18 protein-coding genes and 1 pseudogene are annotated in these 18,978 nt (G+C 58.4%); 5 read left to right on the top strand and 14 right to left on the bottom strand.

Translation table 11 applies throughout. The features are described 5' to 3' along the window. Positions 1 to 80 precede the first annotated feature (80 nt). Together tnpB and CupriaWKF_RS22810 are read right to left on the bottom strand one after the other, a co-directional pair. Complete coding sequence (gene tnpB, locus CupriaWKF_RS22815) at positions 81 to 416, bottom strand: IS66 family insertion sequence element accessory protein TnpB (protein ID WP_276103009.1); 336 nt, start codon at positions 414 to 416, stop codon at positions 81 to 83. Then, positions 413 to 790 carry a transposase gene (locus tag CupriaWKF_RS22810; protein WP_276103008.1) on the bottom strand — a complete coding sequence of 126 codons (378 nt, stop codon included), beginning with the start codon at positions 788 to 790 and terminating at the stop codon, positions 413 to 415. Before CupriaWKF_RS22810 ends, tnpB begins: the two co-directional genes overlap by 4 nt. A gap of 19 nt (positions 791 to 809) precedes the next feature. Here CupriaWKF_RS22810 and CupriaWKF_RS22805 point away from each other — a divergent pair, with 19 nt between their 5' ends. Continuing rightward, complete coding sequence (locus tag CupriaWKF_RS22805) at positions 810 to 1,937, top strand: diguanylate cyclase (protein ID WP_346348626.1); 1,128 nt, start codon at positions 810 to 812, stop codon at positions 1,935 to 1,937. Positions 1,938 to 1,971: 34 nt separating this feature from the next. Here the strand turns inward: CupriaWKF_RS22805 and CupriaWKF_RS22800 are convergent, their stop codons facing one another. The 7 genes and pseudogenes from CupriaWKF_RS22800 to CupriaWKF_RS22770 all read right to left on the bottom strand — a co-directional run bounded on the left by CupriaWKF_RS22800 (position 1,972) and on the right by CupriaWKF_RS22770 (position 10,089). Beyond that, the gene (locus CupriaWKF_RS22800) at positions 1,972 to 2,166 is read right to left on the bottom strand and encodes a DUF3562 domain-containing protein (protein WP_276103007.1); all 195 of its coding nucleotides are present in this window, start codon (positions 2,164 to 2,166) and stop codon (positions 1,972 to 1,974) included. Positions 2,167 to 2,297: 131 nt separating this feature from the next. Then, positions 2,298 to 3,164, bottom strand: a complete 867-nt coding sequence (locus CupriaWKF_RS22795) for a CHAD domain-containing protein (RefSeq protein ID WP_276103006.1) — start codon at positions 3,162 to 3,164, stop codon at positions 2,298 to 2,300. A gap of 585 nt (positions 3,165 to 3,749) precedes the next feature. Beyond that, the gene (locus CupriaWKF_RS22790) at positions 3,750 to 4,196 is read right to left on the bottom strand and encodes a hypothetical protein (RefSeq protein ID WP_276103005.1); all 447 of its coding nucleotides are present in this window, start codon (positions 4,194 to 4,196) and stop codon (positions 3,750 to 3,752) included. 2,306 nt (positions 4,197 to 6,502) lie between these two features. Further along, positions 6,503 to 6,912 (bottom strand): annotated as a pseudogene (locus tag CupriaWKF_RS22785) (efflux RND transporter permease subunit); the annotation flags it as partial. 45 nt (positions 6,913 to 6,957) lie between these two features. Next, positions 6,958 to 7,506, bottom strand: coding sequence for a cation diffusion facilitator family transporter (locus CupriaWKF_RS22780; protein WP_276103004.1), 549 nt, complete (start codon positions 7,504 to 7,506; stop codon positions 6,958 to 6,960). A 240-nt stretch (positions 7,507 to 7,746) separates the two neighbouring features. Further along, positions 7,747 to 8,877 (bottom strand): DUF4346 domain-containing protein, encoded by a 1,131-nt coding sequence (locus CupriaWKF_RS22775; RefSeq protein ID WP_276103003.1) that lies wholly within the window; start codon positions 8,875 to 8,877, stop codon positions 7,747 to 7,749. 942 nt (positions 8,878 to 9,819) lie between these two features. Beyond that, on the bottom strand, positions 9,820 to 10,089 hold the full coding sequence (locus tag CupriaWKF_RS22770; protein WP_276103002.1) for a hypothetical protein: 270 nt from the start codon (positions 10,087 to 10,089) through the stop codon (positions 9,820 to 9,822). Between the two features lie 248 nt (positions 10,090 to 10,337). On the opposite strand from CupriaWKF_RS22770, the gene CupriaWKF_RS22765 reads away from it, so the two are divergent. After that, entirely contained in the window at positions 10,338 to 10,871 is a 534-nt protein-coding gene (locus CupriaWKF_RS22765) for a hypothetical protein (RefSeq protein WP_276103001.1), read from the top strand. Between the two features lie 186 nt (positions 10,872 to 11,057). Here CupriaWKF_RS22765 and CupriaWKF_RS22760 read toward each other — a convergent pair whose 3' ends face one another. Continuing rightward, positions 11,058 to 12,245, bottom strand: a complete 1,188-nt coding sequence (locus CupriaWKF_RS22760) for an MFS transporter (RefSeq protein WP_276103000.1) — start codon at positions 12,243 to 12,245, stop codon at positions 11,058 to 11,060. 814 nt (positions 12,246 to 13,059) lie between these two features. Continuing rightward, positions 13,060 to 13,839, bottom strand: a complete 780-nt coding sequence (locus CupriaWKF_RS22755; RefSeq protein WP_276102999.1) for an FTR1 family protein — start codon at positions 13,837 to 13,839, stop codon at positions 13,060 to 13,062. Between the two features lie 301 nt (positions 13,840 to 14,140). Between CupriaWKF_RS22755 and CupriaWKF_RS22750 the strand changes: the two genes are divergently transcribed. The 3 genes from CupriaWKF_RS22750 to CupriaWKF_RS22740 are packed head-to-tail and all read left to right on the top strand — an operon-like array spanning position 14,141 to position 16,328. Beyond that, on the top strand, positions 14,141 to 14,794 hold the full coding sequence (locus tag CupriaWKF_RS22750; RefSeq protein ID WP_276102998.1) for a metalloregulator ArsR/SmtB family transcription factor: 654 nt from the start codon (positions 14,141 to 14,143) through the stop codon (positions 14,792 to 14,794). A gap of 9 nt (positions 14,795 to 14,803) precedes the next feature. Next, the gene (locus tag CupriaWKF_RS22745; protein ID WP_276102997.1) at positions 14,804 to 15,043 is read left to right on the top strand and encodes a hypothetical protein; all 240 of its coding nucleotides are present in this window, start codon (positions 14,804 to 14,806) and stop codon (positions 15,041 to 15,043) included. 43 nt (positions 15,044 to 15,086) lie between these two features. Then, positions 15,087 to 16,328: an MFS transporter gene (locus CupriaWKF_RS22740; protein WP_276102996.1), complete on the top strand. Its 1,242-nt coding sequence runs from the start codon at positions 15,087 to 15,089 to the stop codon at positions 16,326 to 16,328. A 306-nt stretch (positions 16,329 to 16,634) separates the two neighbouring features. Here CupriaWKF_RS22740 and CupriaWKF_RS22735 read toward each other — a convergent pair whose 3' ends face one another. The 3 genes from CupriaWKF_RS22735 to CupriaWKF_RS22725 form a co-directional block, all read right to left on the bottom strand. Beyond that, the gene (locus CupriaWKF_RS22735) at positions 16,635 to 17,087 is read right to left on the bottom strand and encodes a hypothetical protein (protein WP_276102995.1); all 453 of its coding nucleotides are present in this window, start codon (positions 17,085 to 17,087) and stop codon (positions 16,635 to 16,637) included. Between the two features lie 112 nt (positions 17,088 to 17,199). Beyond that, the gene (locus tag CupriaWKF_RS22730; protein ID WP_276102994.1) at positions 17,200 to 18,033 is read right to left on the bottom strand and encodes a TlpA disulfide reductase family protein; all 834 of its coding nucleotides are present in this window, start codon (positions 18,031 to 18,033) and stop codon (positions 17,200 to 17,202) included. 21 nt (positions 18,034 to 18,054) lie between these two features. Next, on the bottom strand, positions 18,055 to 18,915 hold the full coding sequence (locus CupriaWKF_RS22725) for an MBL fold metallo-hydrolase (protein WP_276102993.1): 861 nt from the start codon (positions 18,913 to 18,915) through the stop codon (positions 18,055 to 18,057). Between the last annotated feature and the right edge of the window lie 63 nt (positions 18,916 to 18,978).

The following is an 18,978-nucleotide window of genomic DNA, read 5'->3' as shown; positions in this document are numbered from 1 at the left end:
TCCGAATCTTGCCAGTTCCCGGTCACTCCAACCATTGGCACAGCCCCCAATGGACGCTCGGCTCCTGTGCCAAGCCACGACTAAAGCACGGTGATCGCCTCATCGCGGCCCAAGCGCTGCCAAGGCAGGCCCAGCACCAACGCATCCAGTTGCTCCCGACACAGCGGCGTCGTGATGGCTGTCATACCGTCGGTCCAGACGAAGCGACCCTTATTGAGCCGCCGCGTCGCCAACCAGATGCCAATGCCGTCGTACACCAGCACCTTGATCCGCGTGGCACGCTTGTTCGTGAAGAGATAAGCATGATGTGGCCGGGCGGCTCCAAATACCTTCACCACCCGAGCCAAGACCGTATCTGTTCCCGCTCGCATGTCCAGCGGCTCGGTGGCTAGCCAGATTGCCTCGACGCGGATCAACGCAACCACCCCTGAAGCCATTCGCCACACTCTGCTGCGGCCGATCCCGGCCAACGAATGTTGATCGTCGCTGCACCGCGTCGCACTTCGATCTGTATATCCGGTATCGCCGGCGTCGGCGTGGGATCGCCGATCTGCAGCGGGATGAACTCGGCTTGGGGTACTGTCATCAATGCGCGGGCTTCGCCCGCGGCTTCCAACGCTTGGTGCTCAGCGACCCAGCGCCGCAGCAGATTCGCGTTCACGCGATGGTGCAGCGCTACTGCCGCAATCGAAACACCAGGATGCATGCAGTCCTGGACGGCTTTGGCCTTGAACTCGGCGCTATGCTGACGTCGGCGTCGCGCTGGTACGCTCTCTTCGATAGTGTTCACGTGTCCACCAAGAATTTAGATGGACACGATGCTCCTTGCTCTCCTGCTTCCCTTCAAGACGGGTTCACCGGGCCCTTACGCTCTGGCTGCTATTCATGCAAATTCGATAGCGGTATTCCCCGAGACCTTGAAGTTGGCCCCTCGTGTATTTTCCGCGAGCCGGCTTTTGATAAGCGCGCCGAGCGTGTCGCCGATAACCCGCAACAATGATGTCCTGAACATCCTGACACAACACCCGAGCCTGCACGCTGTCGCCGTAGTTAAAGAAGGAAAGCCCGTCGGGCTCATCAATCGGCGAACCTTTGTTGATGCCTACGCGCTCCCATATCACCGGGAGCTCTTCGGCAGGAAGCGCTGCATAGAGTTTGCCAACACCTCGCCGATGCTGGTGGAGAAGAGCGCGACTGCGGAGCAATTGGCCGAACTGTTGAGCAGTCAGGACCAGGGCTATCTGTCCGATGGCCTGGTCATTGTGGAGCACGGTCAGTACGTCGGCCTGGCGACGGGGGCAGACCTGGTGCGCGCCGTCACGGAAGTGCGCATTGAGGCGGCCCGCTACGCTAACCCATTGACATTCTTACCGGGAAACATGCCAATCGACGCCCACATCAGACGTTTGGTCGAGAGCGGTGCATGCTTCCACGCTTGCTATTGCGACCTCAACAGCTTCAAACCATTCAATGACCGGTACGGTTACTGGCTGGGGGATGAAATGCTGAAGCTTGCGGCTGCGGTTCTGAGCGAAGCCTGTGACCAGTGCAAAGATTTTCTTGGGCACGTAGGCGGCGATGACTTTCTCATCCTTTTTCAGAGCGAGGACTGGGAGGCACGCATCCGGGTGGCTATGGAGCGTTTCAACGCCGGCGCGGTTCGGCTGTATACGCCAGAGGATATCGATACCGGTGGCATCCAGAGCGAGGACCGCCACGGCAACCTGCGCTTTTACGGCTTCGTGACGATTGCGGTGGGTGTGGTACCTGTTGGTCCGGACACCAGTTTGGACAGCGCGGCTATCGCCAGCTTGGCGGCCGCTGCGAAGCGTGAAGCGAAGAGGTCAGGCGATAGTTTTTATGTCTGCAGCGATGACATGCAGTGCTGTGTCTCCCCGAGGCAGGGCCGGTATCAGAGCGCTGGCTGCCTGCCTTAATTGCAAGGTGAGCCTTCAAATCCGGGCGCCTCTGCTAGTCATTGGGTCTTGCGCTGCGGAGCAGCGCCATGACGCGCTTTACAACAAAGACATGCAGGTAGTCATGGACGCGTGCGCCGGCAGTCAAATCACGCAGGGTCTCAAGATAGGCCTCTTTGACATTTTCCACTGGCAGGTCCAACTCTTTCGCCAGTTCTGCAATTCGCTCATCTAGGTTTTGGTGCCTCATGGCGCCTCACACTTCGTCGCAATTCCTGCAAGGGGCGCTTTCCCGTCTCCCTTGCTTCGTGTGTCCAGCCTGCTCCTGCTCAGCCGCCAACTGGTCAATCGTGCGAGGAACTGCTACTGCCAGGGTTCAGCTCAGCGTTGTCGCGACAGTTCCCGCAAAGCGCGTACTGCTTTTCGACGCCTTACCTTCTTTTCCTTCTGCAGCCAATGCATGAACAGCTCATGGGCTGGCGCGTACTCTGCTTGTGCGGGCAGTTCGGAAATGTACGTTGAGCCGACTACGATGTCGTTCAACTCGCCAAGCGCGCCCTGGAGTTGCGCGAGACTCGCAATGCGCTTACGGTCCGCCTTTTTGAGGACTGGCGAGAAGTACTCAAGCAAATAGCGCAGCCGCTTAATCTGGATGCGAGTCCGATGGAGTTCCGCCAGGCTGCCGTCCCTGGCACGGGTCAGTTGCTTATCCAACTGACGGGATGCGGCTTTGACACGGGTCCGAGCGAGTTCCTCAATAGATTTGGACTCTTCGAGTTGGGCGCCAGCGACATGGTCAATTGCGACGCTGAAAGCGGAAATCAGCTCGCCATGCGTCGGAGAACTGATGGCCATACGGCTTTCCTCGCGAGCCCCGTGCCTGATGCCCTCCAAGGCCTCAAGGAATATCAGCGCAGACGGATGGCTCGGCGGAACACCGGCGCGCAGTAAGTCGTCAATGATGACATCCCAGTTCCGTGGGGGGCCAATTTGGGATGCCATGTCGCCAAGCTTTTGCCGCCAATGCGTGGCGAGTCCCTCTGGCAGTAAGGCCTGATAGGCCCACAGGAGCGCTCGGAGCCGGCGTATGGCGACCCGTAACTGATGGCCAACCTCGGGGTCATTGCTCTCAAGATAGTCTGAGGAACAAAGCTTTAATGTCGCTACATCCGAAAATACTAGCCGTGGAAGGACAGTGAGCGCATGGGCTTCCGGGTGCCACTTGGAGCACGTTGGGGAACAAACCATCGGCTTCCCCGAAGAGGACTCAACCAAGGCGCAGGTCAGCGCCCGGCCAAATCTCTAGTCTAGTCACCCGAAAGGGGTACTCGGGGAAAGAACGCGGAATTCGGGTGATGTACCGTTCGCATCTCCGGGGGAATGCCCGCGTGGCACCGCAGGATTTCTCTCGCCGACGGAGTCGTCATGGCGGCATCGTGGGCCCAGCTTCCCAAAGAAAGCAAATGAGGCGCATGAGACACAAACCGAGCAAGTGATTCTCGACGACCGTTCGTGTTGATTCGAGCGAACAATGAGTGGCACGATTGTCTTATTGTTGCAATAAAAGGACCCCATGATTTGGCCCGAATCAAGACGCAGCTACAGAATTATTGACAATGCGTTGCATATGGACCGTTGGGGCGGGACATGTGCCAACTTGATGCACATCGACCAGAGGTACCTCAGTGGAGGGCACGGATGCCGGAGAGCGTTCGGCCCCAGGGGCAAACTTAGGTGGACGGATTATTGTCGCGGGGGTTGTTGGAGCCATCCAGATTGGATGGCTCTTTTGTTTTGGCCGTGCCTTCTGTGAAGGAGGACCGGCGCGTTAGTTTAGGATTTTGCAGGGCGTCCCGTCTTGACTGCCTCGACTTGCGCAACAACGCTGAGTAGCCTCTTTTCCGGGAGGGCTTCGAGAGCCAGGAGCCCGGCCCTTAGCAGCTCACTCTTCTTCACCTGGACGCCGCCCGCCAAGCATTTTCGCTTCAGGTCAGCCAGCTTTCCATAGTCGTATTCCGGCATAGTGAAGCTGTCTCGGATAACCTTTGGCTTCTTGGGCGGTTTGTCTGTCCGTGGTGCCGCGCCATTGCTCGGCTTCTTTGCCTTTCTCGAGCTGGAAGCCTCTCCATCAGTCACTGCTGCCACGTCAGCCGCGACCTTCGTGGCCGGGGCCGCCTTCTTTCCTGCCTTGCCGGAGCGCAGCTTGCCGTCCGTCCCTTTCTCGCCCTTTGCCTCCGGTCCGACCGTCGCGGTTGCCTTCTTCCGTGATTCGACTGACATCAAGTCCTCCGTTCCTATGCATTCCTCTTCATACAGTATATATAGTATTTACGAATCAACTTCGGTGGTCCGACCAGGCCCAGCTTGGCTTTGGAACCCCAAGGAAGGAAGTCACGTGGACAGTTGTTCTAGACGAACCTTGTATCGCATTTAGGCAAGTCATCAGTCGTTCTCCGACCGCTGTCTCGCCTGGAAGGTAAGGCAGCGGTGCCATCCGGCCATTCGGCCAGCCCCGCTCGTAGTTTTGTCCTGCCAGAACTCGTTGGCATTGGGCTGCTCTGCAAAGAAGGAAACAGGGCGGCAAGGAGCAGAGCATGCACAGAAATCACGCCACAGGTGGCCGTATGTCCGCCCTCACGGGGCGACTGGCCTCCCCCTACTTCCGCCCGATTGGCCCGAGCGAGTCGAGCGTGCAACCGGTTACGGGGCCAACCTCCCCAAATGCGAGCACCAGTGCGCTGAGAACCAGTCGGGAGTCTTTCAACGCCGCCAGCCGAACGGGCCGAACCCTCTGGTAGCGGGCCTGACGGGATTCAGCGCGGGATTCGCCAACGAGCCATGACCGCACCTCGGGAAAAGCAAAACGGCGGACCTCGTCAACGCTCCGGGTTAAATCCTGCCTGCGGTAGCTCAACCACCGCAAAGGCTCGTGCGACCTCGCGCTCAGCCTCGCAGCCTCTGCAGCTTGCACGGAAGGACCTTAAGGTATTCGGTACTAAGTAACCACCAACTGAAAAGTCCTAACTTTTTCCCTGTTTTTCTCACAAGCTCCCACATTTGCTCCCGAAGTTAACTAGAGTAGTTGTCCGTTCCGAACTGCAATGCGCGGCTCGGTCCTCGACACAGGGTTACCGCAGGCGTCACAGGGAATCGACCATCACGCACACGAATCGGCACAGCTGCAGTCATGCGCGCAAGAAGATAATAGAGGGGAGCGATGAGAACAGAGGACCAAGACCATGTGGTCGCGAGAATCGCGGCCGACACGGGTTTCCCTCCGGAGGCTGCCAGGGAATCCTACCTCGCCGCTTTCGCAGAGCTAAGTGCGGATGCCCGCGTTCATACTTACCTGCCGTTGTTCGCAGCGAAGCGCGCAATCGCCCGGCTTCGAAATGCCGATGCCGAGTCTGCAACTCAAACTCACTCCTCCAACCTCCTGGATGCTACTCGGGAAGAGGCTCTCTCTGGCACTCAAGTGGCCTTCGCAGCTGCCCCAAACGACTGCTCACACCCCCGGCCGCAACAAAAACGACAAAACCTTCGCGCTGTCCACGGATAAGGAACGCGGGCCGCCCTGCGGAGCAGCGGTGCCATGGCAGCCGCTCAACTAGCCGCCGGCAGCGATTTCATAGAATGAGTCCGAACTATGATTCGATACGATATAAGAATTCCTTAAAGCCCAATTCAGCGCTGCTTTAAATACCTCGGACTCTCCCTGACTCCAATCACTTCTCATTAGGGGAGCGACGTCCTGTCCTATCGTGGCGTACACCGCCGCCTGGTGCAGAGGCTCTCGGCTACGCTTTCCTGGGATAGTGAATGTGCGAATCGTTACGTGCATATCATTCGAAACTGCAGAGTTGCCTGATGAGCGATTATGTCGGCATCCAAATGACGTCACTGTGACGGCCTTCTTTTTGAACGATTGGAATGGAAGAGAGTTGGCCGGGTCCGCCTATGACTAAACCGTTGGGGCACTGCTTCGCCATCTGGCTTCCAGCTCAAACTCTATTTGCTCTCCTTGGAAGGCAGAGGATTTGCAAGTTCGCTTGCAACCGGCAGTCGAACGCCGGCGCCTACTTCTGACCACTTTGCTCTGGTGTATAGTGACGCCCCTCGGGCGACTTGTCGCACTGGTCAGCGCCGCCTACGATTCGGCCGCTTCGCGGTTCCCTTCGGTCCAGCCTTCACCGAGACGGTTTCATTGCACTTCCCCGAACGTGACAATTGCGGAGAAGCCAAGCTGGCCTTTCAGCTAACCTGCGCTCTCCGCAAAGCTCGTACACTCGAGCTTCGTTGCGACGGCCTTACCGAGTTGGCACGTTGCCGCAGATGCCGCAACACCGCCAAGCCGTCCTGCCCAGGGAGGCCCAGGTCCGGGAGCACCGCCGAATACTGTTCGGTCGAGGCCGCGAGACCGGCTTGTTCCCCATCGGTGACCCAATCGACGGCATAGCAGGCGTCGCGGACATCTGGCATACCGCCTCGCCGATAAGCGGGTCGTCATCTGCCTGTTGGTTTATATTGCCCTACGCAGCCGGCGTGGCCCGCTGCTCGTTACCCTGTTCGGCATCACGCTGCGCAATTCAATCATGCTCACTGTGTCCGAAATAGCAACTGCTATTCGATAAGAGTCGCCGGTCAAAAATGCAGCGGGAGCGGTCGAATTGCCCGAAGCGAAGCGCTAGCGTCGGCAGCACAAGAAGGTTCAGCACCGTTGAGGTGACAAGGCCGCCGAGAATGACTACGGCCATCGGTCCCTCCACTTCATTTCCGGGTTCCCCACTTTGAAGGGCTAACGGTAACAAGCCGAGGCCAGTGACCATCGCCGTCTCAGGATTGGCGCCAATCGCTCCTCTGCGCCTAGCGTTGCCGTCTCCAGCCCCCGGGAATGTCCCTCCACATGAACCAGTTGCTTGTAGTGAGAGATGAATCCGACCATCGAGCCCAACGACAGAAGACCACCAGTCGCAAAGACTGGCAAGCCGCCGACCACCGAGATGGAATGAGCGGGCGCCGCCTGAGCATGTGGGTCCGCTATTCAGGCAGGACTTCCTCTTTTTCGGGAGTCCCGCAAAATCTCCGTCGCCTCGCGCACAACATAGGCTCCGATGAGAAAACCTGTAACGAGGTCGGCCCAGCGAAGCCCCGTTATCGCAACAATTGCGCCGGACACAAAAACGCCGAGGTTCGCAACAACGTCGGCTCGAGTGAAAAGGTAGGTGGCGCGAAGATGGACCTCCCCAGTTCGGAAGCGCGCGAGCATGCGTAGTACAGTAGCGTTGACTGCCAACGACAGCAACGCGAACACCATCATGACGCCGCCGACCGGTTCCGTACCTCCTAGTGCCCGCCTTGCTACGTCGACAAAAATGCCGAGGCCGAGCACGAACAGCAGGATACCGCTCAATCGTGCGGAGCGGTGCTTGAAAGCCGGCCCTCGCGCTACCGCTATCAGTGCCATCGCGTAGGCCGCTGCGTCGGATAGCATGTCAAGCGCGTCAGCCAGCAGCCCACTCGATTGGGCCCAAAGGCCCGCAGTCGTGCCAATGACGAACATCGCAAGATTCAGTGCCAGCGCGATGCGCACGGTCTTCCGCTCTTCGTCTGTCCGTGCCGGTGAGTGACCGCAATCGCACCCCATTTTCCCCCTCCGTGCCCGTGATGCAAGGTCTAATCGTAACGCCAGAATTCCTTGGCGCGTTCACTCGCTCACTCGCACGCTGGCGGGGACCCATCAAGAACTCGATGTGGCTGCGATGACCATTTGGCCATGGACTTGTGAGGGCTTCGCATTAACGCCGAGTAACCGTTGTCCGGCCGTCGAAAGTTAGGGCTTCCCTCGTATCGAGAATGCAGCATCGGAAAGGGGCATGGGCTTGCCGGGCGCCCGGTCCTGAACGTACTGTTGGCCAGTCAGGAGGCTGTGCGCGGCGTTTGCAAGTTCGCGACCCAGGTAGGCAGCGTGGTCGAGCTGGCTCACCAGTCCACGCTTCACAATTTCCGAGTAGACAGCAGTTGGCGTTGCCCCTTCGACGACGACGTCAAGCTGACCAGCATTGGTGTAATGCTCCGCCACCAACTTCTTTGCTCGGTGGTCTGGATAGACCACGAGAAAGCCAGCAGGGTCTGACTTGTAAAACTGAGGCTCCCGAGAGACGACGGTTTCGACGGCAATATCAGCAACATGCTCCCCGAACGGCGGCACCCCTTGCCTGTGCCGGTCAACAATTGCCTGACTGATAAGGCCGACATCTTCGGTGCCAATCATTGAGACAAGTCCAACCTGTCGGTTGAAAGCCTCTATGTGCTCTCGGGAAACGTTTTTCAAGTAGGGGCGCTTCCCCTTGGCGCCAATGATGCGCTGGCTGTCGTCTGTTCCGTTGGTGCACAGGGATTCCATCGACTGGCCGGGAAGGTGCCCAACAAGCTGCCTCGTGTCCTCCCCACACAAAATCAACCAGCGGATGTTCGGATTGGCGAGCACATTTCGAATGACGCGCTCGACCCCCAAGTTCTCCGTATGCATTGTGCCGACAATGGCCAAGCCATCCGGAGCTTGGTCGGCGAGTTCCTTCGCCAGGGCATCACTGTTGAGGGTGCAAACAGCGACGGAGGCTCCATAGCGCAGCACGGTGTAGTCCCCAGGGAGAGGTGGCCAGCCGTGGCGCTCCTCGGGCGCTTCGGTGGGACAAAGTGCGGCTTGAGAGAGGATTTCCGGATATGCTTCGGCGAGCGCGTTCGCTGCGATTGCTGGGAAGCACACTTGGCACCCCAGGCACTCGTACTTCTGCGTAAGAAGGACGCGCTCTGCTGCAGCCAGCATCGGTCCAAGCTCGGGAAGAACCTCCGTGGCACCGCCCATCGCCTTAAGTGTCGACGCCAAGCAACCGCACGCATGGCACTTCTTGGCGGCAATCGCGGCCTCCAGCTGACTCTCAACGACTTTGATTACGTCCATCTTGGCGTGTCAATCGGTAAAAAGACAGCCCTGCTCCGATTCTTGGGTAGCGCCACACCTGGCACCTGTTGAGCGTGGGCTTGTCGAACGAGGCGACGTTGACAAGCTCGTGCGCAGTTTGAGCGCTCTTGCTAGCAGATTTCGTCTGCAGCGAAGCGCGGGAATGGTAGTAAGCGGCTGTGCTGAAAGTACCAGCATTAGGATTTTCCTCTTCATCGTTTCTCTCCTTATATGCTGAACGAGTTCAGGATTGTCCTGAAACAGGACCGTGCACAACTGTCGAGGAGAGGCCGGCTCGCGCAACCAGCCGGCCCCTTTCTGGCTTGCTTGGAATCTAGGCAAAAAATGGGGGCAAGCGTTGATGTCGGGCAACTGTCCTTACGAGCGAAATCATCCTGCAGTTAGCCCAGACTCGAGTTCGCCACGCGGTCCGTTCAGCGCGGATTCGGTGCGGGAGTCGCCCTACGGGACTTACGGGGGCAGCCTACGTTGCAGAGACCACGTCGCTTCCTTGATTGGCATCAAGAGCCAATGGCCTTGGATGCCCATACTGGAAAGTGCAAGTTGTGCCTTGCAGGCCGCCTATCGCCCCCGCTCCCTCCAGAGGGGCGGGGCCCATGCTCCCGTCTTTGCCGCTACAGCGAGGGCAGCATTCCGTTGAGTGCGGTGGCCAACTCGGCATTTCTGAAGATTTGGCTCTCTGGTCATCAGGCCGCCGACGCCGTGGGACTCGCCCCTGGCATGCATTCGCCTTACCGGCTTCGGCGGACTCCGCTCACCACACTGGTTGGACTACATCTACTCTCCTGTCTGGTCAATGTGATGTGGGGCAGTCTTCGCCTTTGATGACAGTTGGCGCGCTATGCGAATGCGGGCGAATGCGAACCCCAAGACAAACATTGACGAGGAGGCCTTACGATGAACTGGCTCTCACAGAATCTCTCATGGCTCCTGCTTTGCGGGCTGGCCGTCGTCGCCCTGATAGCGTGGCAGCAATTCATGAGTCGCCGAAACAGTCAAGAGCGCGCGCAACGCCATACAACGCAGGAGTACAGCTCCACCGCCCGCGACCCCGTCACAGGAAGGAAGGTTGAGGTCGCTCATGCCATCACGGCGAACTTTGAAGGTCGGACATACTTCTTCGAATCTCAGGCTTCGCGCGCCGTCTTTAAACAAGACCCCGCGCGATATGTGTACCAGCATCAGCGGCACCACGGCTGCTAGACGACATCTTCTCCTTCTATGGTACCCTCTGCCGGAACCCCCATTTCAGCCTTTGGAACATTCCTTCCGAAGTGAGCGCCATTGCGCACTGATTGCCAGCTCAGCTGTCTTCCATGGATGCAGAAGCCAGACACCATCAGCCCAGCCCATCGCCCCACGGTAATGGGGGCGGGCTTCCTGCGTGTACTGCGCAGCCAAAAAGGCTCAGTCGCCTAGTCTTCCCCGGTGTCCTCGACATGTTGAGCAAGCGAGCGGACCGAAGGGCCTACCCCGTCCTGGTCGGTGGACTGGCATTTCTTGCCACCTTGAGCATGTCCGTACCTGTGGTGCCGCTCTTGTCCGCTTCCGTGCTGCTTAACGCGCGGCGATGGAGAACTATAGCGCTCTGTGCCGCTGTGGGGAGCGGCACGGCTGCGCTCGTCCTCTATGTTGCATTCCACCATCTCGGCTGGGTGCAGTTACTCGAGTATTTCCCTGAACTCACACGCTCTGCAAAGTGGGCCAGGATTGCACGACTTGCAGAGGACTACGGTCTGGTCGCGCTACTGGCCATCGCCGCCTCCCCCCTTCCGCAAACGCCTGCGCTCGTCGTTGTTGCGCTGGCAAAGTTTTCACGGCTTGCGGTCTTCGCTGCCATCTTCAGCGGAAAGCTCGCGAAGTACGGGCTCGCCGCATGGCTTGCAGCTCGTGCGCACGATTCGCTGCAAGGTGAGATGGAGCAGCTTGTGAGTGAAAAGATGCCACACGGACGAAGGCACGATACAGCGTAAGCGGCGCCCAGCGCGTACCCCCGCCAACTGGCCCAACCTCTGTGGCCGAACGCGCAAGAAACGCATCCGCTCAGGTTGCCGATTTACGATTGCGCGGCATCGAATTCCTGGTCGCCCAGAACCAAAGCTGCCGCCAGCCATTTCTCATGCTTTGGCTTCAGGCTCCTCGACCTTGCGACCATAGCGTCAGCTCGTTCTTCGCCCTATTAATAGAATCAACACAATAGCCGCCCCGCAGAACATGGCTCCGCCGTAGAACGTGAAGGCTGCTCCGATGCTGTCCCAAAGCCAACCAGCCAATGCGCTCGCAATCAGCATAGCGAGGCCGCTCGCAAGGTTGAAAACCCCGTATGCCGTACCCCGTAATTCCGGCGGTGCTGTATCGGCCACCATTGTCGCGAGCAGGCCCTGCGTCATACCCATGTGCAGGCCCCATAGTGCAACCCCGCACAGCGCAACGACCCAGTGTAAACCCGTCGCTAGCACTAAGTCGGCACCAGTCAGGACGACAATCCCCCACACCAACAACTTCGCATGACTGTGCCGGTCTGCCAGCTTTCCGAATGGGTAAGCCGACACGGAATACACGATGTTCATCACAACGAAAACCAGAGGTGCCAGGAATAGGGGCAGCCCGGCCTGCTGAGCCCGGAGCACCAGAAACGCCTCGCTGAATCGTGCCAGTGTGAATACCGCCCCGACCGCAACCACACCCCAGTAAGCTGGGCTCAGAGATGCGAGGTTTGCCCGCTGGATGGGGTTCACACGCTCTGCTCCTTGGTGTGCCTCGGGCTCCTGTACGCCGAGAATAAGCACGGCGACACACAAGACACCGGGGATGACGGCCACCCAGAACACCGACCTGAAGTCGTTCTTCCAAAGGAACATTAGGCCGATGGCAATCAAGGGGCCCAGGAAGGCGCCGACGGTGTCCAGCGCCTGGCGCAAGCCAAAGGCAGCACCGCGAATGTGCTGCGGAGCGATGTCCGCGACCAGTGCGTCACGCGGCGCGCCTCGAATGCCCTTGCCAATTCGGTCGGTCAAACGAGCGGTCAGCACGGCTCCGACACCGGGGGCGATTGCAAACAATGGCTTTGAAAGTGCCCCGAGCGCGTAACCAAGTACGGCCAATGCCTTCCGCTTCCCAAGATAGTCGCTCAAGGCACCCGAGAAGACCTTCACTATCAGCGCCGTCGCCTCCGCCGCGCCTTCTATCAGCCCAACCGCCATGGCACTAGCGCCAAGCGTGGTGACCATGAACACAGGAAGCAGGCTATGGATGATTTCCGAGGAGACATCCATCAGCAGACTCACGCAGCCCAGCATCCATATGCTGAAGGGAATCTGACGCAAGGTACCAGCAGATGTAGTCATTCTCATTTTTCTCTTCGGAGTCAATGCTGACCAAGGATTCGTGGCGTCATTGGTTCCAAAACGCCAGATTTTCGTCAGTTATCCGAGAAAATCCATGTGCGCCCCGTGGCTCGGCAGACCATCCGATGCGAGTATGCGGCACGTTGACTCTTCCAGCGAGGTGCGAAGCAGCAAGCCGAACGATGGCAAATTCGAGCCCATTCCCCCCGCGACCGGGTTCTATCACTTGGCCAGACGTTTTGCGGGGATAGTGTGACCTGCGCGCGGAGACAAGAGAAGCCGGCTATTGCCGGCTTCTGGTCCCGTCGATGCAACACAAGATTCTGCCCGTCTTCCGAACTCTGCTGAGCAACTCCCCATAAGAGCTTAGTAGGTCCTCAACGCCCGTGCAGCCCCCGACGCCAGCGAGCAAGGTGGTACCAGAACAGGAAGCCAAGCACTACCCCAACGGTCCAGTGGACCCATTCCGATAGCAACGGAGCTCCTCACCGTTGAAATAGTAGAGGCCGTATCCGGTCACCACCAACACAGCCACACCGCCGGCGAAACTCATCCCAGCCAACCAATTGCGGTGTTGCTTCCAGGAACATGAAATATGCGCTGACCAAATGCCGCCGAGCAGGAACATCGACATGAAGGCCCGCAGCGCCGTGGAGCCTCATGCTCCACCCAACCATTCCGACGCTGTCAAGTCGCGAAGCTTATGGCGAGCCACACAAGCCCCGTGGCAAGCCAGATTCCAAATACGGCATAGAGCGACCAGTGTCTGGCGCGCGACATGCTGTTCGGCGGATTGGGACGCACAAAATGAGGGTCAGCCCTTCTCAGCTGGCGCTGACTGATTCCGGCCGTTCAATCTTGCAAAGACGAGGAATGCGAGTGGCGCAAGTACCAAGCCGTAACTAAGCCAGATGCCGTACATCCCCTCGGGGCCGAAAGGCTCGGTCATTTCGTGCCAATACTCGTTATTGACGAACGGCAGTGCACCAGCTTCGGAAAATTCATGGACGGCGTAGATGGCCAGTTGAACCGAGAACAAGACCATGAATATGGCAGTGACCTGGAAGAACAGCGACAGGTTGACCCTCCGCCCATACTTGGTCCACGCCCATGCCAAGACACCAGCACAAATCACGCCCAGAGCGCCGCCCAATGCCAAGTGACCGGTTGCCGCACCAGCGGAGAGCGAGGCAATCATCGTTGCTGCCTCGACACCTTCTCGCCCGACCATCAGCAGCATGAAAGCAAAAACGGCAAGCCATGGTCCCGCCGACCTCTCGTCCGGGACCCTGGAAAGCCGGCCGCGAATCTCACCGGCAATCGCCTTGCCGTGTTTGAGCATATGCCAGGTGCATGAAACCACGAGGGTGCCTGCCAATAGTGCCAGCCAGGCTTCGGCAAAGGGACTCATTCCGCCCAAGCGATACAGCAGCAAGCCCAGCACCGCCGAGAGGAGCAATGCGGCGAGAATGCCGGCCCTCGCCGCGCTCACCAAATACTGGCGCCCCGTCTTCTGAAGGAACATCAGCGTGACGGCCGCAATCAGGAATGCCTCCACCCCCTCACGAAAGGTGACCATGAGCATTGAGAACATCGCATCCCCTATTTCGCAAATACGAATCATTCGTATCGTAGAGCAAGCAAGGAGAACACGTAAGAAAAACAGTGTGATTTTCGCACCCCGTTGGGGGAACTCCCCTTCGCCGGCAGACAGTTTGAGTCGTTGGCGTCACTGCAGAGCGTGAATGGGCATGAAACGCTTGTTGGTATCGTGGCCCCTTGAATCTTCGCCGCACGTGCCCCGTCGCCGCTTAAGCGCCTTGTATCCTTGACGACACCCCCAGCCCCCACGTATTGCGCTTAAGATATATTCAAATAGCCGTTAGAATGAAAGAATGCGAGAAGTCAAAGACTACCTCTACCAGCAGGTCGCCCGCATCGGCAAGGCGGTGTCCAGCCCCAAACGCTTGGAGCTGATTGAGCTCTTGTGCCAGGGTGAGAAGACTGTCGAGACCCTGGCCGAACAGGCCAACATCAGCATGAAGCTGGCTAGCGCGCACCTCAAGGAGCTTCGTCATGCTCACTTGGTTGAAAGCCGGAAGGAAGGCAAATACGTGCTCTACCGTTTGGCCAGCAATAGCGTTGCAGACTTGTGGGTCACCTTGCGCACTGAAGCGGAGGCGCGGCTCGTCGAATTACAAATGGCGGTCGCAAGCTTAGTGGAACATCGCGACGAATTGCGTGGCATGGACCGGAAAGAAATCCTTCGAAAGGCGGCTGCGGGGGAAGTTGTTGTTCTCGACGTGCGGCCTCAGAGCGAATTCAATGTGGCACACCTCCCGCACGCGCGGTCATTACCGGTTGCGGAGCTCAAAAAGCGTCTTAGCGAGTTGCCGAAAGACGTCCCTGTTGTGGCGTATTGCCGAGGCCCGTTTTGCTTGATGGCCAAAGACGCCGTCGAGCTACTACGCAAGCGCGGGTATCAGGCGTTCCATCTGACCGATGGCGTCGCTGAGTGGCGCGCTCGCGGACTGCCGGTCGAAGTGTAAGGAGAGTTCTTGAAAACCTTGCTCGTACTGAATGATGTGCTCTATGGCAGCGAGCGTACTTGTAACGTGAACGACAAGGCCCCGGTTTTCTGGACGACCTTCGGGAAGCGCTTCAATCCCATGCTCTCCTTGCCGAAAGCTGCGTTCATCGAGTCATTGACGAAAGAGATTCCGCCTCAACCAGCGGAGATGGCCCGCATCGTGGGAGCAACCCTGCGCTGCGTGCTCCCTGAGACAACAGAGGTGTAGAAATATCGTGCTCTTTGGCATTCGAGTAAATCTGAGTCAATTCTTGCAGCAACTGCTGCAGGTGCTGCTCGTCGGTCTCACCATAGGCATGATGCGCAATGTTGTGCCCGCATTGGCCGAATCCGAGTTCGGCGTCCCGCGTGGCTCATTCATGCTGTTGGTGGCATTCGTCGTCGCCTTCGGTTTCGTGAAGGGTGCGATGAACTTCGTCGCAGGACGCATGGCTGAGAAGCTTGGCCGAAAGCGCGTCCTTCTGCTGGGTTGGGTCGTCGCACTACCCATCCCCCCTCTGGTCTATTTTGCGACCAGTTGGTCATGGGTTGTGTTCGCCACCATTTTGCTGGGCGTCAACCAAGGCTTGACATGGTCCATGACTCAGACTGCGAAACTCGACATCACACGCGCTGACCAGCGCGGTCTTGTCATTGGGCTAAATGAGTTCTCTGGCTACGTCGGCGTCGCGCTAGCGGGCATCATGACAGGTTATCTCGCCTCAATGCTCGGCCCCCGGCAAGGCTTGCTGTGGTTCGGCAGCGTCGTCATCGGGTTAGCCACGATTCTGGCCTGGCTGGCCATCACCGAGACCCTCCCCTGGGCACGTGATGAAGTGAAGCGCCATACGAGTCCGGGAACTCAAGCATTGCGGCCCAAGTACCCGGCAGTTGTGGGGCCACAGCCGACGACCGCAGAAATGTTCGCACTGATGACCTGGCGGGACCGGCGAATGGCGGTACTGTGCCAGGCAGGAATGGTCGAGAAGTTCGTCGATGCTCTGGTATGGGTATTTTGGCCAGTCTATTTGCATCAGCGCGGGGTGAGCCTGCCGGGCATCGGCTGGATTGTAGGCGTCTACGGCTTCACTTGGGGCGCAGCACAGTTTTTCACCGGAAAACTGTCGGACCACCTGGGCCGTCATTTGCTCAACACGTTAGGCATGTGGATTTGCGGCGGCGGGGTTGCGCTCCTGCCGCTTGGCTCGGGTTCAATGTGGTGGAGCACTGCTGCTGCTATAGCAGGACTCGGGATGGCAATGCTCTACCCGAACCTGAGCGCGGCCGTTGCCGACATTGCTCATCCGAATTGGCGAGCCTCGGCCATCGGCATCTATCGCTTCTGGCGTGACCTGGGTTATGGCATCGGGGCGCTCGGACTGGGTATTACCGCCGCGTTGGGAGGCAATATTGAGAGCGCTTTCTGGTTTGTGGCAGGCACAATGTTCCTGTCTGGACTGCTGCTCTACCTGTGGGGCGAGGAAACCCATCCGCGCCTTAACCCCGCACGCTGACTTTTTTGGCGGCGCACGCACGTCAGAGGATTGGCTAAATTCGGTTGCTACGTTAACCAAAAACACTTCGCTTCTGTTCGACTTTTACAGAACAAGAAATTTAACGATTGAACTTCTAGGTCGGCTACCGCCTTGCGCCAGTGGGTCGTTTGGACTGTACATCCATGCCAGAGAGCTCAGTAAGATGTGAAATGTGCTGGCGAAAGGAATCACCAGACAGGCATCCATGATTGGACCCTCGGCCGCACGATAAGTAAACCGTGCGGTTTGACGGGAATCCCTCGTCTCGCGTTTGCTTTACCTGGCTTAACGGTGTCCCGTGTCAAGCCTAAGCAAAGGCCCGCCGTCCTCATGAAAAATAAAAACTATCATGAGCATCTGTTTCGCACGGGCCGTTCCTTCTTCCATGGCGAGTTCCCAGGTTTCGCGCGAGAAGTGCGTTTTCATTGGCCACGCAGCCTTGAGCCCGAGCATAAAAAGCAGGAAAGGAAGTTCCCGGCGCGTAGGATTTTGGCTGCCATGCTTGGCGTACCGCTCAAAAAGCGACCATGCTTTCGCCAGCCACTCAGTCGAAAACGATAGCTCCGGGAATGTACTCTTGAGCTGTATGCCGGCGTAGGCCTCGAATGCAATTTCGGCCTTTTTGAACCGGTCCCGCAGCCAAGCTATGTCCAGGAAATCTAGTTTGCTGAATCCGAAAAGCAAACGGTCAACGTTTCTTGGGTTTTCTATCATGATGCGATGCGTGGACGCGGTCATTTAGATGCCAGTGCGCCAAAGCGGAAAGGCAATGCGGAGTGAGGGCGAGGTATTGCGGGGAAATTTCATGGTATGGGGGAGGCGACAACGAAGTCGCGTATGTTCTGGATGGCTAGTCGTGGGTTCGGGAAGCTTGGCCTGCACTCGCCTTGCCATCCTGTGCTATCAGGCGAGCAAGACGCTCAGCTAGCGTGCCGGCGGACAATTCCCCGACTCGGACGTCAATCAAGCGTCCGGTGGCATCGAACAGGTAGGTCGTCGGGAATGCGATTTGCCCAAGGGCAGCAGCCGTGTGGCTCTGCGGGTCGAGAAGCAAATTGGACATCGTGAGGTGCTGCTCCGTAAGGTAGCGCCGCACCTGATGAGCGGTCTCGCCCTGGTTCACAAAAACAAAGTTGATGTCCGAATGATTTGCCTGTGCCGCGCGAAGCATCGGCATCTCCTGCCGACACGGAGGACACCAGCTGGCCCACAGATTGAGTACTGTTGGTCGTCCGGCAAAGCTTGACAGCACGACAGCTTCACCTTGGAGCGAGGCTAGAGGAAGCTCAGGCAGCCTGCCTTGAGCAAGCTTGGCAGAATCGAGCCTGTCAACGACAACAGACCCAATGCCCAGAACGCTGAAGCTGGCCAGCATCGCAGCGGCCAGGGGCTTTCGCAGGGTGGCGTTGCGCAGGCCAATCCAGAGTACCAAAACGCAGCCAACTACCAGGCCAGCGGTAAGGCTCCATCCGCCATCGCGAATATCAAGGATGCTCAGCGGCGCTGCCAGATAGGCGGTGTGCCACTTCCAGACGAAGGCTAGGCGTGCACTGATGGCCCCGGCTACCACGATGGTGATGACACTCTTGTCGATATCGACCTTCGAGCGGCGACCCAGCCAGAAGGCAATGGTCTCCCCAAGCAGGAGAGCGGCGAGAACAACAATGGCTGTCGGGGATAGCATGGGTGCAACGAGGCCCGTTCATCAGATGGCGTTGAGCGGGATTTTCAGATAGCGCACCCCGTTGGACTCGGGTGGAGGCAATTCGCCGGCGCGGATGTTGACCTGGACCGACGGCAATATCAGCGTCGGCATTGCCAGCGTTGCGTCACGTGCGTGCCGCATCGCCACGAACTGGTCCTCGCTCACGCCATCGTGGACGTGGATATTGCAGTTCCGTTGGTCGCGCACTGTGGTTTCCCAGGCCGGACCCCGCCCCTCGGGCGGATAGTCGTGGCACATAAAGAGCCGCGTCTCGCCCGGAAAGTCCAAGAGTTTGCGGATGGAGCGGTACAGCTCATGCGCATTGCCCCCGGGAAAGTCGCAGCGGGCAGTGCCGACGTCCGGCATGAACATCGTATCGCCGACAAAGACCGCGTCCCCAATCTGGTAAGCCATGTCGGCAGGGGTATGGCCGGGCACATGAATCGCCTTGCCGGTCAGGCCACCGATGGCAAACGTCTCATCCTCTTCGAAAAGGTGGTCGAACTGCGACCCGTCGAGCCGGAACTCAGGTTCCAGGTTGAAGAGCGTCTTGAACACCCCCTGCACACGGCGAATGTTCTGGCCGATGGCTATACGACCGCCGAGGTGGCGTTTGAGGTAGGGCGCCGCAGACAGGTGGTCGGCGTGCGCATGCGTCTCGAGAATCCACTCGACGTGCAATTCGTGCTCGTGCACGAAGGCGATGACCTTATCGGCACTTGTCGTTGATGTCCGCCCCGCCTTGGGGTCGTAGTCGAGTACCGAGTCGATGATGGCGCACTCGGGACGCCCCTCCTGATAGACCACGTAGGTCACGGTCCAGGTCGCCGGGTCGAAGAACGGTTGAATGGTCGGTTGCATGCGTGCCTCCTTGGATGCAATACATTCTATTCACACACATTCTATTTTTCAATATACTATCAA

The organism is Cupriavidus sp. WKF15, from assembly GCF_029278605.1.
Classification (GTDB): Bacteria; Pseudomonadota; Gammaproteobacteria; order Burkholderiales; family Burkholderiaceae; genus Cupriavidus.
The sequence above is the reverse complement of the archived record's forward strand: the minus strand, read 5'-3'. Positions and strand labels throughout refer to the sequence as shown.

What these genes read in the sequence shown, in the direction of transcription:
- CupriaWKF_RS22805 (WP_346348626.1), top strand. Translation starts at nt 810, where the DNA reads ATGGACACGATGCTCCTTGCTCTCCTGCTTCCCTTCAAGACGGGTTCA.
- CupriaWKF_RS22775 (WP_276103003.1), bottom strand. Translation starts at nt 8,877, where the DNA reads ATGGACGTAATCAAAGTCGTTGAGAGTCAGCTGGAGGCCGCGATTGCC.
- CupriaWKF_RS22750 (WP_276102998.1), top strand. Translation starts at nt 14,141, where the DNA reads ATGCGAGAAGTCAAAGACTACCTCTACCAGCAGGTCGCCCGCATCGGC.
- CupriaWKF_RS22755 (WP_276102999.1), bottom strand. Translation starts at nt 13,839, where the DNA reads ATGTTCTCAATGCTCATGGTCACCTTTCGTGAGGGGGTGGAGGCATTC.
- CupriaWKF_RS22765 (WP_276103001.1), top strand. Translation starts at nt 10,338, where the DNA reads ATGTTGAGCAAGCGAGCGGACCGAAGGGCCTACCCCGTCCTGGTCGGT.
- CupriaWKF_RS22760 (WP_276103000.1), bottom strand. Translation starts at nt 12,245, where the DNA reads ATGACTACATCTGCTGGTACCTTGCGTCAGATTCCCTTCAGCATATGG.
- CupriaWKF_RS22735 (WP_276102995.1), bottom strand. Translation starts at nt 17,087, where the DNA reads ATGACCGCGTCCACGCATCGCATCATGATAGAAAACCCAAGAAACGTT.
- CupriaWKF_RS22725 (WP_276102993.1), bottom strand. Translation starts at nt 18,915, where the DNA reads ATGCAACCGACCATTCAACCGTTCTTCGACCCGGCGACCTGGACCGTG.
- CupriaWKF_RS22795 (WP_276103006.1), bottom strand. Translation starts at nt 3,164, where the DNA reads ATGGTTTGTTCCCCAACGTGCTCCAAGTGGCACCCGGAAGCCCATGCG.
- CupriaWKF_RS22800 (WP_276103007.1), bottom strand. Translation starts at nt 2,166, where the DNA reads ATGAGGCACCAAAACCTAGATGAGCGAATTGCAGAACTGGCGAAAGAG.
- CupriaWKF_RS22790 (WP_276103005.1), bottom strand. Translation starts at nt 4,196, where the DNA reads ATGTCAGTCGAATCACGGAAGAAGGCAACCGCGACGGTCGGACCGGAG.
- CupriaWKF_RS22730 (WP_276102994.1), bottom strand. Translation starts at nt 18,033, where the DNA reads ATGCTATCCCCGACAGCCATTGTTGTTCTCGCCGCTCTCCTGCTTGGG.